This is a genomic window from Naasia sp. SYSU D00057, assembly GCF_017916505.1.
In the GTDB taxonomy this organism is placed as follows: Bacteria; Actinomycetota; Actinomycetes; order Actinomycetales; family Microbacteriaceae; genus Naasia.
In genome coordinates, this window is sequence record NZ_JAFMSZ010000001.1 from 560,468 (window position 1) to 575,792 (window position 15,325).

A 15,325-nucleotide genomic window follows, 5' to 3' on the forward strand; every position below is an offset into this window, starting at 1 on the left:
CGTATCCGGTTCAGCAGGCACAGACGGTACTCAGCAGGAACGGCAGGCCCTGTTCTGCCTGCTGAACCCCTCCAGTGGCTGCTGAAGAGCACCCGGCATCCGGTTCAGCAGGCACGGACAGTGCTCAGCAGGAACGGCAGGCCCTGTTCTGCCTGCTGGACGCCTCCGGTGCCTGCTGACGCGCGCCCGGCATCCGGTTCAGCAGGCACGCACGACGCTCAGCAGGAACGGCAGCCCCTGTTCTGCCTGCTGAACCCCTTCGGCGCCTGCTGAACCGCGTCACCCCGCGGGCGACGCCATGGGGGTGAGGACGGCGATCCGGTACTCCCCCGCCTCGTCGACGAGCTGGTAGACGAACCGCTCCTTCGGGCCGCCGCCGTAGGACCAGACGACGTCCGCCCATACGCTGTGCGGCGCGTCCGCGAGCACGGTGACATCCGGCTCCGCCTCGTCGACCCCCTCGTACTGCCCCCAGGAGGACGCGAAGAACGCCTCGGTCTGGCCCCGGTCCGTCACCGGGAGGGACTGCCCCGGGAACAGGATGAGCGCCGGCACCGCGTACAGCCGCGACAGCGCCGCCGCGTCCCTGGCCAGCAGCGCCGCCGCATACCGATCGAAGAACTCCTGCACCCGGTCCTCGACGTCCGTCATCCGGCCAGGCTAGGCACCGACCGCCCCTCCCTCAACAGGCAGAAAGGCGTCCAACAGGCAGAAGCGGCCCTCTCCTGCTTGTAGGAGCCGATCCTGCGTGTTGAGGGACAGGGAGATGCCTGCTCAGGGAGAGAGGGGCGGCTCAGCCGGCGGAGACGCGGTAGACGTCGTAGACGGCGTCGATGCGGCGCACCGCGTTGAGGACCCGGTCGAGGTGCGTGGTGTCGCCCATCTCGAAGACGAAGCGGCTGATGGCCAGCCGGTCGCTGGAGGTGGAGACGGTCGCCGAGAGGATGTTGACGTGGTGCTCGGAGAGCACGCGCGTCACGTCGGAGAGCAGCCCGGACCGGTCGAGCGCCTCGACCTGGATCTGCACCAGGAAGACGCTCTTCGACGACGGGGCCCACTCCACGTCGACCATCCGCTCCGGCTGCCGCTCGAGCGACGTGACGTTGTTGCAGTCGGTGCGGTGCACGGAGACGCCGCTGCCGCGGGTGATGAAGCCGACGATCGGGTCGCCCGGCACCGGGGTGCAGCACTTCGCGAGCTTGACGAGGATGTCGGGGGCACCGCGCACGAGGACTCCGGAGTCGCTCCCCCGCAGCCGGTTGGGGCGGCGGGAGGGGGTGAAGGTGAGCTCCTCCTCCTCTTCCGTCTCCTGTGCACCCTGGACGTGGGCGAGCACCTTCTCGATGACGGACTGCGTGGAGACGTGGCCCTCGCCGAGCGCGGCGTAGAGCGCCGACACGTCGTCGTAGCGCATCTGGGAGGCCACCTCGACGAGGACGTCCTGGTTCATCAGGCGCTGCAGGGGCAGGTTCTGCTTGCGCATGGCCCGCGTGATCGCGTCCTTGCCCTGCTCGATCGCCTCGTCGCGGCGCTCCTTCGTGAACCACTGGCGGATCTTGTTCCGCGCGCGGGGGCTCTTGACGAAGCCGAGCCAGTCCTGGCTGGGCCCGGAGTCGGGGTTCTTCGACGTGAACACCTCGACCACGTCGCCGCTCGTGAGCTCGCTGTCGAGGGGCACGAGGCGGCCGTTGACCTTCGCGCCCATCGTGCGGTGGCCGACGTCGGTGTGCACCGCGTAGGCGAAGTCGACGGGGGTCGCGCCGGCGGGCAGGCCGATGACCTTGCCCTTCGGCGTGAAGACGTAGACCTCCTTGGCGCCGATCTCGAAGCGCAGGGAGTCGAGGAATTCGGTGGGGTCGGCGGTCTCCGCCTGCCAGTCCGAGAGGTGGGCGAGCCACGCCATGTCGGTGTCGGCCGCGGAGGTCCGGTCGGGCTCGCGCCCGCCGTTCATCCGCTCCTTGTACTTCCAGTGCGCCGCGACACCGAACTCGGCGCGCTGGTGCATCTCGTGGGTGCGGATCTGGATCTCGATCGGGCGGCCGTTCGGACCCAGCACCGTCGTGTGCAGCGACTGGTACAGGTTGAACTTCGGCGTCGCGATGTAGTCCTTGAACCGCCCCGGCACCGGAGTCCAGCGCGCGTGGATGGCGCCGAGCACCGCGTAGCAGTCGCGCAGCGAGTCGACGAGCACGCGGATCCCGACGAGGTCGTAGATCTCGTCGAACTCGCGGCCGCGCACGACCATCTTCTGGTAGATCGAGTAGTACTGCTTCGGCCGGCCGACCACCCTGCCCTTGATGCGGGCGGCGCGGAGGTCCTCCTGGACGGTGTCCATGACCTCCTGGACGAAGCCCTCGCGCTGGGGCGTCCGCTGCCGGACGAGGCTCTCGATCTCGGCGTACAGCTTCGGATACAGGACCGCGAACGAGAGGTCCTCGAGCTCGAGCTTGATCGCCTGGATGCCGAGGCGGTGCGCGAGGGGCGCGTAGATCTCGAGCGTCTCCTTCGCCTTGCGCTGTGCGCGCTCGGCGGAGACGAAGCCCCAGGTGCGGGCGTTGTGCAGGCGGTCGGCGAGCTTGATGACGAGGACGCGGATGTCCTTCGACATGGCGACGACCATCTTTCGGACGGTCTCCGCCTGTGCGCTGTCGCCGTACTTCAGCTTGTCGAGCTTGGTGACGCCGTCGACGAGCATCGCGACCTCGTCGCCGAAGTCGTGGTGCAGCTTGTCGAGCGTGTAGCCGGTGTCCTCGACGGTGTCGTGCAGCAGGGCGGCGACGATCGTTTTCGGCCCCATGCCGAGGTCGGCGAGGATCTGCGCGACCGCGACCGGATGGGTGATGTACGGCTCGCCGCTGTCGCGCTTCTGCCCGGCGTGCGCCTTCTCGGCGGCGGCGTAGGCGCGCTCGATGACCGAGAGGTCGGCGCGCGGGTGCTGCATCCGCACGGTGCGGAGGAGCGTGTCCACGGCGCCGGACGGCTGCGCGCGCGAGAAGATGCGCGGCACCAGCCGCCGCAGCGAGGTGGTGCTCGCCGAGGTCGACGTCTCCGTCATGCGATCACCTCCGGATGGAGAAACGCTAGCACCGGCCCGAATGCTTCCCGGACCGTTCGGCCGCGGGCGAACCCCCGGCTCAGACGGCGCCCTTGGTCTGCAGCTCCAGGGCGCGCTTCGACTGCTTCTGGATCTCCGGCTCCCGCTCCCGCATCAGCGAGTAGAGGGGGGCCGCGACGAAGATCGTCGAGTAGGTGCCGACCAGGATGCCGATGAACAGCGCCAGCGCGATGTCCCGCAGCGTCCCCGCTCCGAGGAGGAACGCGCCGATGAAGAGGATCGCGGCCACCGGCAGGATCGCGACGATCGACGTGTTGATCGACCGCACAAGGGTCTGGTTGACCGCGAGGTTCACGGCCTGCGCGAACGAGCGCCCTGCGCTCGCCTCGCCGCCCAGGGTGTTCTCGCGGATCTTGTCGAAGACCACCACGGTGTCGTAGAGCGAGTAGCCGAGGATCGTGAGGAAGCCGATCACCGCAGCGGGAGTCACCTCGAAGCCGACGATGCCGTACACGCCGGCGGTGAGGATCAGGTCGTGCAGCAGGGCGACCATCGCGGCGACCGCCATCTTCCACGTGCGGAAGTAGAACGCCATGAAGACGCCCACCGCGACGAGGAAGATCAGGAGGCCGCGGAGGGCCTGTCCGGTGATGTCGGCGCCCCAGGACGGGCCGATGAACGACTCGGTGACCTCCTCGAGCGGCACCGAGTAGGCGTCGGCCAGGGCCTGCCGCACCTCGCTGCTCTCCTCATCGGCCAGCTGGTCGGTCTGCACTCGGATCGCGTCCGTGCCGACCGCGGAGACGCGCGGCGCGATCTCCGGCACGACGCTCGTGACGGCGTCGGTGGCGAGGCTCTGATCGGTGGTCTCGACGCCGGAGATCCGGAACTCGGACCCGCCGGTGAACTCGATGCCGAACGTGTACCCGCCGCGGAGGAACGGGACGGCCAGGGCGAGCAGCAGGGCGATCGCGGAGACGAGGAACCAGATCTTCCGGCGACCGATGAAGTCGATCGACTTCGCGCCGGTGTACAGGTCGTTGCCGAACTGCGAGAAGCTCGCCATCAGGACCGCCTTCCCTTGCTCGTGCGCTGCGTGTCGGCGGGAACGGCCCCGGCGCGGCCGGACTCCGTCTGCTCGGGCCCATCGACCGGCGGGTTCTCCGGACCCTCGAGGGTGAGCGTGCCTGCGGCCTTGCGCTCGGCGATCGTCTGCCGGCGCGCTGCCTCGCCGCGGCTCGCGGCGGCGCGTCCGCGCACCTCGACGGGGGCGCGGAACTGCGCCCGGCCCCGGTAGACGGCGCCAAGGGCGCGCGGGTCGAGGCCGGAGAGCTTGTGGCCGTCGTTGAAGAACCGCAGGCGACCGAGCAGCTGCAGCAGCGGGTGCGTGAACAGCGCCACGACGATGATGTCGACGATCGTCGTGAGGCCGAGCGTGAGGGCGAAGCCGCGGACGTTGCCGACGGCGGCCACGAACAGGATGATCGCCGCCGCGAAGTTGACCGCGTCGGAGGCGAGCACGGTCCGCCACGCGCGCTTCCAGCCGGCCTCGACGGCTCCGTTCAGGCCGCGCCCGTCGCGCAGCTCGTCGCGGATGCGCTCGAAGTAGACGATGAAGGAGTCGGCCGTGATGCCGATCGCGACGATGAGGCCCGCGATGCCGGCGAGCGACAGGCGGTAGCCCTCGCGCCAGGACAGCAGCGTGACGATGAGGTAGGTGAGGAGCGCCGCAACGAGGAGCGACGCGACCGTGACCAGGCCGAGCGCCCGGTACTGGACGAGCGAGTAGGCCACGACGAGCAGCAGGCCGATGATGCCGGCGATGAGGCCGCTGCGGAGCTGCTCCGAGCCGAGGGTCGCGGAGATGACGTCCGAGCTCTGCACCTGGAAGCTGATCGGCAGGGCGCCGTACTTCAGCTGGTCGGCGAGGCTCTTCGCCGTCTCCTGGGTGAACGAGCCGGTGATCTGAGCGTTGCCGTCGGTGATGACCGCCTGCGCGACCGGCGCCGAGATGACCCGCTTGTCGAGCACGATGCCGAACTGGTCCTGCGGCGAGGTGAGTCCCGTGAGGCGGGTGGTCACCTCGCCGAACGCCTCGGCGCCGCGGTCGTTGAAGTCGAGGTTGACGGCCCAGACGCCGCTGCTGGTGCCGTTCGAATTGGTGACGACGCCGCTCGTCGCGTTCGCGACGTCCTCGCCGCTCACCTCGACCGGGCCGAGCAGATATTTGACCGTGCCGTCCGGGTCGCAGGTGATGAGCGGCTCGTCGGCGGGCGCGGCGGCGCTCGGGTCGATCGTCGAGCAGTCGAAGGAGTCGTAGGCGCTCTGCAGCTCGGGCGTGATCTGCGCGAGGTCGCTCGCGTTCGTCGGCGAGGGTGCCGGCGTCGGCTCCGCGGCCGGGGTGGGCGTCGGCGTCGCGGCGTCGCCCTCCTCGCCGATGCTGTCGGTCGAGGGCACACCGGCGAGCAGCACGGGGCGGAACTCGAGCTTCGCCGACGCCTCGATGCGCTGCAGGGTCTCCTCGTCCGGCTGACCCGGGATGGAGACGACGACGTTGCGGCCGCCCTGCGTGTTGATCTCCGACTCGGAGACGCCCGCGGCGTCGATGCGCTGCCGGATGATCGACACGGCCTGGTCGATCTGCTCCTGCGAGACGTCCTCGCCGCCCTCGACGATCGGCTCCAGGATGATCTGAGTGCCGCCCTCGAGGTCGAGTGCCAGCTTCGGCGTCCAGTTGGTGCCGGCGGTGATGGCGCCGATGAGGTTCAGGCCGACGAGGACCGCGATGATCGCGCCCAGCCAGGCAAGGGAGCGCCAGGCCTTGCGGACCGGGCTCGGGGACTTCGCCAAGGGCAGGACTCAGCTTTCTCGCGGGACAGGGGGAATCGAGGCCGCGGAGGCGCGGCCGGAACGACGGTTCAGATTACTCGTCGATGTTCTTGCGGGCGCGCGGGGCGGCGTTCGTGTCGCCGGCCTCGTCCGCGAGCCGCTCGCCGTAGGTCGGCGCGGCGGGCTGGCCGGGGTCGACCTCGCCCTCCTCGACGGCCTCGGCCTCGTCGTCGGAGACGACCTCGCCGCCGTCGATGATCTTCGCGATCGTCTGGCGGTGCACGGTGAGCACGACGCCGGGGCTCGTCTCGAGCTGGACCTGGTTCTCCTCATCGTCGATCGAGACGATGGTGCCGAAGAGGCCGAAGTTGGTCATCACCCGGGCGCCCGGACGGGTCTTGTCCGCCATCTCGGCGAGGTCGCGCTGCCGCTTGCGGCTGTTGCGGAACATGAAGAAGATCAGCAGTGCGAGCACTGCGAGCATGATGAGGGTGATCGGATCCATCAGGAGGCCTTCCAGGAAGAGTCCGCGTCAGTGTAATGACGGGGACTGGGAGCGCGGTGGCAGAGCAGCAGAGGGCCGCACGCAGCGCCGGTCCTCGATCATAGCCCGTCGCCGAACAGCGCCGCCGGAACCGACGCCTGCGGGCGCGCCATGCCGAAGTGCTGCCAGGCGGCCGCGGTCGCCACGCGTCCGCGCGGCGTGCGGGTGATCAGGCCGGTGCGGACAAGGAACGGCTCGACGACCGACTCGATCGTCTCCGCCTCCTCGCCGACCGAGACCGCGAGGGTGTTGAGGCCCACCGGTCCCCCGTCGAAGCGGGTCAGTATGCCCTGCATGACGGCCCGGTCGAGCCGGTCGAGGCCCAGCGGGTCCACGTCGTACAGCTCGAGGGCTGCGTTCACCGCATCACGACCGGCGGCGGTGCGGTGCACGAGCGCGTAGTCGCGGACCCGGCGCAGCAGCCGGTTCGCGATGCGGGGGGTGCCGCGGCTGCGCGCCGCGATCTCGCGCAGGGCGACGGGATCGATCTCGAGCTCGAGCAGTCCGGCGGCTCGGGCGAGCACGCTCTCGAGCTCGTCGGTCTCGTAGAACTCGAGGTGCGCCGTGAACCCGAAGCGGTCGCGCAGCGGGTTCGGCAGCAGGCCGGAGCGGGTGGTGGCGCCGACGAGCGTGAAGGGGGCGAGGTCGAGCGGGATGCTCGTGGCGCCCGCCCCCTTGCCCACCATGATGTCGATGCGGAAGTCCTCCATCGCGAGGTACAGCATCTCCTCGGCGGAGCGGGCCATCCGGTGGATCTCGTCGATGAAGAGGACCTCGCCCGGGACGAGCGCCGACAGCACGGCGGCGAGGTCGCCCGCGTGCTGGATGGCGGGACCGCTCGACATCCGCAGCGGCCGCCCGCTCTCGTGGGCGACGATCATCGCGAGCGTCGTCTTGCCGAGACCGGGAGGGCCGGCGAGGAGGATGTGGTCGGGCGTCCGGTTCTGGAGGTTCGCCGCCTGCAGCAGCAGCTGGAGCTGCCCGCGCACCTTGGTCTGCCCGACGAACTCGCCGAGCGACTTGGGGCGGAGTGCGCCCTCGAAGGCGAGCTCCGCCTCCGACTCGGACTCGGGCCGGATGACGTCGTCGCTCACGAGTGCGAGCCGCTCAGCTGGCGGGGCCCGAGCAGGGCGAGGGCCGAGCGCAGGAGGACGGCGGTGCTCCGCTCCCCCGGCGCGTCCCGCAGCACGTCGTCCACGGTCTGCTGCGCGAGCCGCTCGGGCCAGCCGAGGCCGACGAGGGCCACGACGACCTCGTTGCCGGGGGCGGTCGTCGGCGCCACCGCGGCCACGGCGCGGGGCGCGACCAGCTTGCCGGCGAGGGACACGACGATCAGCTTCGCGGTCTTCGGACCGATGCCCGACACCTTCCGGAACGCGGAGTCGTCCTCCGAGGACACCGCCACCGCGACCTGGTCGGGTGTCATCGCCGCGAGGACGCCGATCGCCGACTTGGGGCCGACGCCCGTGACGCCGCGGAGCAGGTCGAAGACGCGCAGCGCGTCGAGGTCCGCGAAGCCGAACAGGGACAGGTCGTCCTCGCGCACGACGAGCGCCGTGTGCAGGAGCACCTCCTGGCCGGTGCGCAGACTGAGCGCGTGCTGGGGCGTGACGGTGACGGAGTAGCCGATGCCGCCGACCTCGACGACGACGGAGGCTCCCGACAGGGCGAGGACGGTCCCGCGCAGGGAGGAGATCATGCCGTCAGGCTAGGCATCGCTCCCCGCCCCGCCCGGTCACTGGGGCGGCGAGTCGAAGAAGTGTTCGACCGCGGTGGCCTCCGTCCGGTCGGAACATACTCCGACCTGCGCCGGTCGCGAGATCTTCCTACTCGCGCGGATCAGGAGATTTCACGAGGATCAGGCTGACCGGCGGATATTGCACGCCGTTCAGGACGACACGCCATCTCACAGGGCGGATGTCCTGATCCGCGCAGAGGTGGCCTCCTTCTCCTGATCCGCGGAAGGAGCAGAAGCCTCAGCGGCGGCGGGAGGCCTTCTCCGCCTCGGCCCACGCGCGCTGGGCCGGGGTGAGGCCGCCGAGCGCGGCGGAGGGGGCCGCGGCGGGCTGGCGCCAGGCGTGGCAGATGGCCAGCGCGAGGGCGTCGGACGCGTCGGCGGGGGTCGGCGGGGAGTCGAGTCCCAGCACGCGGGCGACCATGGTGGCCACCTGCTTCTTGTCCGCCGAGCCGTAGCCGGTGACCGCCGCCTTCACCTCGGACGGGGTGTGCAGGCCCACCGACAGCCCGCGCTGCGCGGCGACGAGCATCGCGACCCCGGAGGCCTGGGCGGTGCCCATCACGGTGCGGACGTTGTGCTGAGCGAACACGCGCTCCAGCGCGACCGCCGCCGGCCGGTGCTCGTCGAGCAGGGCGGCGATGCCCTGCCCGATGCGGAGGACGCGCTCCTCGAGCGCCATCTCGGGCGGCGTGCGCACGACGCTGACGTGCACGAGAACCGCCCGCCGGTCCGGCGAGACGTCGACGACGCCGACACCGCAGCGGGTGAGGCCGGGGTCGACGCCGAGCACCCGCACGGCGGGTCAGTCGTTCTCGAGCTCGGCGAGCACCTCGGCGGACACGTCGACGTTCGTAAAGACGTTCTGCACGTCGTCGAGGTCCTCGAGCGCGTCGATGAGCTTGAACACCTTGCGCGCCGTGTCGGCCTCGGCCTCGACCTGCACGCCGGGCACGAACTCCGCCTCGGCCGACTCGTAGTCGATGCCCGCGTCCTGCAGCGCGGTGCGGGCCGCGACGAGGTCGCTCGGCTCGGTCACGATCTCGAAGCTGTCGCCCTCGTCGTTGACGTCCTCGACGCCGGCCTCGAGCACGGCGACCAGGATGTCGTCCTCGGTGAGGCCGTCCGTCTTCTCGACGCGGATGACGCCCTTGCGGCTGAAGTTGTAGGCGACGCTGCCCGGGTCGGCCATGGTGCCGCCGTTGCGGCTCATCGCGGTGCGGACCTCGGCGGCGGCGCGGTTGCGGTTGTCGGTGAGGCACTCGATGAGGAGCGCGACGCCGTTCGGGCCGTAGCCCTCGTACATGATCGTCTGGTAGTCGATCGACTCACCGGTGAGCCCCGCGCCGCGCTTGATGGCGCGGTCGATGTTGTCGTTCGGGACGGAGGTCTTCTTCGCCTTCTGCACGGCGTCGACGAGCGTCGGGTTGCCGGAGAGGTCGGCGCCGCCGATCTTCGCGGCGACCTCGATGTTCTTGATCAGCTTCGCGAACGACTTCGCGCGCCGGGCGTCGATGACCGCCTTCTTGTGCTTGGTGGTCGCCCACTTGGAATGCCCTGACATGCGGATCCGCCTCCTCGAAGTGCCCATCCAGTGTAGAGCGCCCTAGGCCCGCCTCCGTCGGCGCGGGCGAAACGTCGTCGCAGCGGGCGATACAACACCCGCGGGGAGGACGTTTCCGGCGCGGCGAGCCGGATCGCGTGCCGGCGGCGGCCTCAGCCGCGGAGGTGGCGGAGGTAGCGCTCGGGAGCGTCGAGGAAGGAGCGCCAGCTGCGGACGAGGTCCAGGTCCTCCCAGGCGCAGCGGCGGTACCCGTCTGCGGTCAACTCGAGGATGACCGCACCGTCGATCGCGGCGAGCACCGGCGAGTGGGTCGACAGCACGACCTGGGATCCGCCCGCTGCGACAAGGTCGTTGAGCGCGACGAGCAGGGCGAGGCTGCTCGAGAAGGAGAGGGCGGCCTCGGGCTCGTCGAGCAGCCACAGGCCGCGGTCTCGGAAGCGGGTGTTCACGAGTTCGAGGAAAGACTCCCCGTGCGAGAGCGAGTGCAGCCCGGAGTCGCCGCCCTAGACTCCGTCGAGGTAGGTGTACAGCCCGTGCATGGTCTCGGCGCGGAGGAAGAAGCCCCGCCTGCTCGCCCCGGCACCGCGGACCAGCTGCAGAGACTCATGGAGGGGCGACTCCGAGGCCCGGGTGGTGTGCCGCGCGGCGGTCGATCCGCCCTCGCCGGACAGTCCGAACGCCATGGCGATCGCCTCGACGATCGTCGACTTGCCTGTGCCGTTCTCCCCGACGAGCACCGTGACAGGCCCCAGCTCGAGCCCCTCGTCGAGCAGCTGCCGCACGGCGGGCACGGTCGCCGGCCAGGAGCCCCGGTCGAGCGGCGCCAGCCGGTGCTCCTCGACGCGGCGCACCGGCAGCGCGGACGACATCACGCGCTCAGGCTAGCGAGGGGACGCCTCCTCCCGAGTTCTGCCCGGCGGGCGTCCGACGGGCCGGTTCGGCGGTTCCGGGCCTCCTAGGCGGCCCAGAAGTGCCGAACCGGCCCGGAACCCGCGGCGGCGTCAGCCCAGCTTGGACAGGAAGTAGCGGTGGAAGCGGTCGTCGCCCGTGACCTCGGGGTGGAACGAGGTGCCGAGCAGGTTGCCCTGCTCGACCGCGACGACCCGGCCGTCCTCGAGCTCGGCGAGAGCGCGCGCCTTGGCGCCGATCTCCTCGACGATGGGCGCGCGGATGAACACCGCGTGCACCGGGTCCTCCCCCAGCTCCGGGATGTCGAGGTCCGTCTCGAACGAGTCCAGCTGGGTGCCGAAGGCGTTCCGGCGGACGACCACGTCGAGGCCGCCGAAGCTCTGCTGGCCCTCGATCCGGTCGCGGACCGTGTCGGCGAGCATGATGAGGCCCGCGCACGTGCCGTAGACGGGCATGCCTTCCGCGATCGCGGCCTTCACCGGCTCGGCGACGCCGAACGCTCGCGACAGCTTGTCCATCACCGTGGACTCGCCGCCCGGGATCACGAGACCGTCGATGTCCTGCAGCTCCTCGGCGCGCCGGACGGGGCGCGCCTCGGCGCCGAGGCCGCGGAGCACCGCGAGGTGCTCACGGAAGTCGCCCTGCAGGGCGAGGACACCGACGCGCGGCGCCGTCACCAGCCCCGGGTCGCGAGGCGGTGCGGGGCGGGCACGTCGGCGACGTTGATGCCGACCATGGCCTCACCGAGTCCACGCGACGCGTCCGCGATGGCCGCCGGGTCGTCGTAGAAGGTGGTGGCGCGCACGATGGCGGCCGCCCGCTTCGCCGGGTCGCCCGACTTGAAGATGCCGGAGCCGACGAAGACGCCGTCCGCGCCGAGCTGCATCATGAGGGCCGCGTCCGCGGGGGTCGCGACACCGCCGGCCGTGAACAGCACGACGGGCAGCTTGCCGGTGCGGGCGACCTCGACGACGAGGTCGTACGGCGCCTGCAGCTCCTTTGCGGCGACGTAGAGCTCGTCGGGGCTCTTCGCGCCGAGCGCCGCGATCTCGCTGCGGATGGTGCGGATGTGCTTGGTCGCCTCGGAGACGTCACCCGTGCCGGCCTCGCCCTTGGAGCGGATCATGGCCGCGCCCTCGGTGATGCGGCGGAGGGCCTCGCCGAGGTTCGTGGCACCGCAGACGAAGGGGACCGTGAAGTCCCACTTGTCGATGTGGTTCACGTAGTCGGCGGGCGAGAGCACCTCGGACTCGTCGATGTAGTCCACCTTGAGCGCCTGCAGCACCTGCGCCTCGACGAAGTGGCCGATGCGGGCCTTCGCCATGACGGGGATCGAGACGGAGTCGATGATCTGCTCGATGAGGTCGGGGTCGCTCATGCGCGCGACGCCGCCCTGTGCGCGGATGTCGGCCGGGACGCGCTCGAGCGCCATGACGGCGACCGCTCCCGCGTCCTCCGCGATCTTCGCCTGCTCGGCGGTGACCACGTCCATGATCACACCGCCCTTGAGCATCTCGGCGAGGCCCCGCTTGACCCTGCTGGTGCCGAAGGAGCCGTTGCCCTGGTTCTGCGTGCTGTCCGTCACGTCCGTGTCGCCAATCCTCGAAAGTCTGCGCGCCGTCCGCGCGCGAAAGCCGGGGCGTGCGGCGCCCGGCGAACCCCTATTCTACGCGTGGCCAGGCGGCCGCGAGGCTGTTCCGGACTTCGCCCAGCAGCTGCGGCAGCGCCTTGGTCTTGGCGATGATCGGGAAGAAGTTCGCGTCGGTCGCCCAGCGCGGCACGACGTGCTGGTGCAGGTGGGCGGCGATGCCGGCGCCCGCGATCCGTCCCTGGTTCATGCCTATGTTGAAGCCGTCGGTGCCCGCCACCTCGCGGAGGGTGCGCATCGCCGTCTGGGTGAGCCGGGCGATCTCGTCGATCTCCTCAGCGGTCGCCTCGTCGTAGAGCGGCACGTGCCGGTAGGGGCACACGAGCAGGTGGCCGGAGTTGTACGGGAAGAGGTTGAGCAGCACATAGGCGTGGTCGCCCCGCGCGACGATGAGCGCCTCCTCGTCGGTCCTCGTGGGCGCGATGCAGAACGGGCAGTCGTCCGGCTGGCCGCCGGTCTCGATGTAGACCATCCGGTGCGGCGTCCACAGCCGCTGGTACTCGTCGGGGACGCCGACGAAATCGCGGGACGACTCGACGCCCTCCCCGGCGAACTCGCCGGGCGAGTAGGGGCCGTCCGTCATGCCAGGTCGTCCGCGGTCAGCACCTGGCGCCGGTCGGCGATCGAGGCGGTGATCAGCGCGATCGCCTCGTCCACCGGGACCCCGTTGCGCTGGGTGCCGTCGCGGAACCGGAAGCTGACCGCGCCCGCCGCCCGGTCCTCCTCGCCCACGATGAGCTGGAAGGGCACCTTCGCCTTGGTGTGCGTGCGGATCTTCTTCTGCATGCGGTCGTCGCTCGCGTCGAGCTCGGCGCGCACGCGCGCGCCCCGCAGCCGGTCGATGACGCCGCCGAGGTACTCGGCGTACTCCTCCGCGACCGGGATGCCCACCACCTGCACGGGCGCCAGCCACACCGGGTAGGCGCCCGCGTAGTGCTCCAGCAGCACGCCGAAGAACCGCTCGATGGAGCCGAACAGCGCGCGGTGGATCATGACCGGCCGCTGCCGGGAGCCGTCCGACGAGGTGTACTCGAGACCGAAGCGCTCGGGCAGGTTGAAGTCGAGCTGGACGGTCGACATCTGCCAGGTCCGGCCGATGGCGTCCCGCGCCTGGACGGAGATCTTCGGGCCGTAGAAGGCGGCGCCGCCCGGGTCGGGCACGAGCTCGAGGCCCGACTCGGCCGCGACCTCCGCGAGGGTGGCGGTCGCCTGCTCCCAGATGTCGTCGTCGCCGACGTACTTCTCCGGGTCCTTGGTGGACAGCTCGAGGTAGAAGTCGCTCAGGCCGTAGTCGCGGAGCAGGCTCAGCACGAAGTTCAGCGTGCGGGTCAGCTCCTCCTTCATCCGCTCCTGCGTGGTGAAGATGTGCGCGTCGTCCTGGGTCATGCCGCGCACGCGGGTGAGGCCGTGCACGACGCCGGACTTCTCGTAGCGGTAGACGGACCCGAACTCGAACATCCGCAGCGGCAGGTCGCGGTAGGACCGGGCCTGCGACCGGTAGATGAGGATGTGGAACGGGCAGTTCATCGGCTTGAGGTAGTAGTCGGCGCCCTGCCGGGTGACCTGGCCGTCCTCGTCCTGCAGCTCGTCGAGGTGCATGGGCGGGAACATGCCGTCCGAGTACCAGTCGAGGTGGCCCGACACCTCGAAGAGGGTGGACTTCGTGATGTGCGGGGTGTTGACGAAGGAGTAGCCCTCCTCCTCGTGCCGGCGGCGCGAGTAGTCCTCCATCTCGCGGCGGATGATGCCGCCCTTCGGATGGAAGACGGGCAGGCCGGAGCCGATCTCCTCCGGGAAGGAGAAGAGGTCGAGCTCGGCGCCGAGCCTGCGGTGGTCGCGGCGCTGCGCCTCCTCGAGCCGGGTCTGATACGCGCGCAGCTCGTCCTTCGTGGGCCACGCGGTGCCGTAGATGCGCTGCAGCTGCGGGTTCTTCTCGGATCCGCGCCAGTAGGCGGCCGCGATCCGGGTCAGGGCCCAGCCGTTGGAGAGCATTCGGGTGCTCGGCACGTGGGGGCCGCGGCAGAGGTCCTGCCAGATGATGTCGCCGCTCTTCGGGTCGACGTTCTCGTACACGGTGAGCTCGGCGCCGCCCACCTCGACGGACTCGCCGTCCTCCGAGTCGTTGCCGACGGTGCCCTTGATCCCGATCAGCTCCAGCTTGAACGGCTCCGCGGCGAACAGCTCGCGCGCCTCGTCGTCGCTGACGACACGCCGGCGGAAGCGCTGGCCGGAGCGTTGGATCCGCTCCATCTCCTTGGTGATCGCCTTGAGGTCGTCCGGGGTGAACGGCTCCCCGACGCCGAAGTCGTAGTAGAACCCGTCGGTCACGGGCGGGCCGATGCCGAGCTTCGCCTCCGGGTTGATCGACTGCACGGCCTGCGCGAGCACGTGCGCCGTGGAGTGGCGGAGGATCGCGAGGCCCTCGGCGGAGTCGATGGTCACCGGCTCCGGTCGAACGCCGTCCGGCACCTCGCGGGCGAGGTCCCAGAGCGCGTCGTCCACCCGCATCGCGACGACCGTCTTGTCGGGGAAGAGGTCGAAGCCGGTGGTCCCTCCCCCGGCGCTGTCGGTGGATGCGGCGGCGGGCGAGAGGGGTTCGGTCACGGCGTTCTTCCTGAGGGGGTCGAGGACTCCCCCACTGTACCGCCGGTGCCGATCCGGCCCCGCCGGGGTCAGCCGTGCGCGAGCGCGGCCGTGGCGCGTGCGTCCCCGCCGGAGGTCCGCGGGTCAGGCGTGCCGAGCGCTGTCGTGGATCTTCTGCGCGAGCTCGCTGATCGCCTCCGTCGAGAGGAGACCCGGCGTCCGGGTCGCCGAGGTCACCGCCTCGGAGAGCACCGCCTCGATCTCGTCCAGCGGGCGGCCCTTGTGGCTCGCCGAGATGTTGCCCACAGCCTCCGCCACCGCACCCTGCAGGTCGTCCCGGCCCTGGTCGGTCAGCTCGCGCGCCGCGCGGCCGCTCAGTCCTGCTCGCTCTGCTTCCATGCCCCGACGCTAGGCCGCCCGCGACTCGACCGCCAGCCCTCGGTGGCCGGAAGGAGGAT

16 protein-coding genes are annotated in these 15,325 nt (G+C 70.7%); all 16 read right to left on the reverse strand.

All coding sequences use genetic code 11. The features are described from left to right. Window positions 1-279 precede the first annotated feature (279 nt). The 16 genes from J3P36_RS02630 to J3P36_RS02700 all read right to left on the reverse strand — a co-directional run bounded on the left by J3P36_RS02630 (window position 280) and on the right by J3P36_RS02700 (window position 15,266). On the reverse strand, window positions 280-651 hold the full coding sequence (locus J3P36_RS02630; protein ID WP_210505703.1) for a hypothetical protein: 372 nt from the start codon (window positions 649-651) through the stop codon (window positions 280-282). A 142-nt stretch (window positions 652-793) separates the two neighbouring features. Beyond that, window positions 794-3,055, reverse strand: a complete 2,262-nt coding sequence (locus J3P36_RS02635) for a bifunctional (p)ppGpp synthetase/guanosine-3',5'-bis(diphosphate) 3'-pyrophosphohydrolase (protein WP_210505704.1) — start codon at window positions 3,053-3,055, stop codon at window positions 794-796. A gap of 79 nt (window positions 3,056-3,134) precedes the next feature. After that, window positions 3,135-4,121, reverse strand: a complete 987-nt coding sequence (gene secF, locus J3P36_RS02640; protein WP_210505705.1) for a protein translocase subunit SecF — start codon at window positions 4,119-4,121, stop codon at window positions 3,135-3,137. Beyond that, on the reverse strand, window positions 4,121-5,905 hold the full coding sequence (gene secD / locus J3P36_RS02645) for a protein translocase subunit SecD (protein WP_210505706.1): 1,785 nt from the start codon (window positions 5,903-5,905) through the stop codon (window positions 4,121-4,123). Before secD ends, secF begins: the two co-directional genes overlap by 1 nt. Window positions 5,906-5,978: 73 nt before the next feature. Next, window positions 5,979-6,389 carry a preprotein translocase subunit YajC gene (yajC, locus tag J3P36_RS02650; RefSeq protein WP_210505707.1) on the reverse strand — a complete coding sequence of 137 codons (411 nt, stop codon included), beginning with the start codon at window positions 6,387-6,389 and terminating at the stop codon, window positions 5,979-5,981. A gap of 98 nt (window positions 6,390-6,487) precedes the next feature. After that, the gene (gene ruvB, locus J3P36_RS02655; protein ID WP_210505708.1) at window positions 6,488-7,522 is read right to left on the reverse strand and encodes a Holliday junction branch migration DNA helicase RuvB; all 1,035 of its coding nucleotides are present in this window, start codon (window positions 7,520-7,522) and stop codon (window positions 6,488-6,490) included. Further along, window positions 7,519-8,127 carry a Holliday junction branch migration protein RuvA gene (gene ruvA / locus J3P36_RS02660; protein WP_210505709.1) on the reverse strand — a complete coding sequence of 203 codons (609 nt, stop codon included), beginning with the start codon at window positions 8,125-8,127 and terminating at the stop codon, window positions 7,519-7,521. Before ruvA ends, ruvB begins: the two co-directional genes overlap by 4 nt. Window positions 8,128-8,404: 277 nt before the next feature. Next, a complete protein-coding gene (gene ruvC, locus J3P36_RS02665) occupies window positions 8,405-8,956 on the reverse strand; it encodes a crossover junction endodeoxyribonuclease RuvC (protein ID WP_210506561.1) in 552 nt (183 codons plus the stop codon). Window positions 8,957-8,968: 12 nt separating this feature from the next. Continuing rightward, window positions 8,969-9,727, reverse strand: a complete 759-nt coding sequence (locus J3P36_RS02670) for a YebC/PmpR family DNA-binding transcriptional regulator (RefSeq protein WP_210505710.1) — start codon at window positions 9,725-9,727, stop codon at window positions 8,969-8,971. A 152-nt stretch (window positions 9,728-9,879) separates the two neighbouring features. Beyond that, window positions 9,880-10,176: a hypothetical protein gene (locus tag J3P36_RS16710; protein WP_307806921.1), complete on the reverse strand. Its 297-nt coding sequence runs from the start codon at window positions 10,174-10,176 to the stop codon at window positions 9,880-9,882. Window positions 10,177-10,230: 54 nt separating this feature from the next. Then, a complete protein-coding gene (locus tag J3P36_RS16715) occupies window positions 10,231-10,596 on the reverse strand; it encodes an AAA family ATPase (protein WP_307806984.1) in 366 nt (121 codons plus the stop codon). Window positions 10,597-10,728: 132 nt separating this feature from the next. Continuing rightward, window positions 10,729-11,316, reverse strand: a complete 588-nt coding sequence (gene pdxT, locus J3P36_RS02680; RefSeq protein WP_210506562.1) for a pyridoxal 5'-phosphate synthase glutaminase subunit PdxT — start codon at window positions 11,314-11,316, stop codon at window positions 10,729-10,731. Further along, entirely contained in the window at window positions 11,310-12,221 is a 912-nt protein-coding gene (gene pdxS, locus J3P36_RS02685; RefSeq protein WP_210505711.1) for a pyridoxal 5'-phosphate synthase lyase subunit PdxS, read from the reverse strand. Before pdxS ends, pdxT begins: the two co-directional genes overlap by 7 nt. A gap of 76 nt (window positions 12,222-12,297) precedes the next feature. Then, window positions 12,298-12,867 (reverse strand): HIT domain-containing protein, encoded by a 570-nt coding sequence (locus J3P36_RS02690; RefSeq protein ID WP_210505712.1) that lies wholly within the window; start codon window positions 12,865-12,867, stop codon window positions 12,298-12,300. Beyond that, window positions 12,864-14,792, reverse strand: coding sequence for a threonine--tRNA ligase (thrS, locus tag J3P36_RS02695; protein ID WP_210506564.1), 1,929 nt, complete (start codon window positions 14,790-14,792; stop codon window positions 12,864-12,866). Before thrS ends, J3P36_RS02690 begins: the two co-directional genes overlap by 4 nt. 219 nt (window positions 14,793-15,011) lie before the next feature. Then, complete coding sequence (locus J3P36_RS02700; RefSeq protein WP_210505713.1) at window positions 15,012-15,266, reverse strand: hypothetical protein; 255 nt, start codon at window positions 15,264-15,266, stop codon at window positions 15,012-15,014. Window positions 15,267-15,325: the final 59 nt, after the last annotated feature.

Excerpts from the sequence above, each read along its gene's own strand:
- thrS (WP_210506564.1), bottom strand. The coding sequence starts at position 14,792 with ATGCGGGTGGACGACGCGCTCTGGGACCTCGCCCGCGAGGTGCCGGAC.
- yajC (WP_210505707.1), bottom strand. The coding sequence starts at position 6,389 with ATGGATCCGATCACCCTCATCATGCTCGCAGTGCTCGCACTGCTGATC.
- J3P36_RS02635 (WP_210505704.1), bottom strand. The coding sequence starts at position 3,055 with ATGACGGAGACGTCGACCTCGGCGAGCACCACCTCGCTGCGGCGGCTG.
- ruvA (WP_210505709.1), bottom strand. The coding sequence starts at position 8,127 with ATGATCTCCTCCCTGCGCGGGACCGTCCTCGCCCTGTCGGGAGCCTCC.
- J3P36_RS02670 (WP_210505710.1), bottom strand. The coding sequence starts at position 9,727 with ATGTCAGGGCATTCCAAGTGGGCGACCACCAAGCACAAGAAGGCGGTC.
- J3P36_RS02700 (WP_210505713.1), bottom strand. The coding sequence starts at position 15,266 with ATGGAAGCAGAGCGAGCAGGACTGAGCGGCCGCGCGGCGCGCGAGCTG.
- J3P36_RS02630 (WP_210505703.1), bottom strand. The coding sequence starts at position 651 with ATGACGGACGTCGAGGACCGGGTGCAGGAGTTCTTCGATCGGTATGCG.
- J3P36_RS02690 (WP_210505712.1), bottom strand. The coding sequence starts at position 12,867 with ATGACGGACGGCCCCTACTCGCCCGGCGAGTTCGCCGGGGAGGGCGTC.
- secF (WP_210505705.1), bottom strand. The coding sequence starts at position 4,121 with ATGGCGAGCTTCTCGCAGTTCGGCAACGACCTGTACACCGGCGCGAAG.
- J3P36_RS16715 (WP_307806984.1), bottom strand. The coding sequence starts at position 10,596 with ATGTCGTCCGCGCTGCCGGTGCGCCGCGTCGAGGAGCACCGGCTGGCG.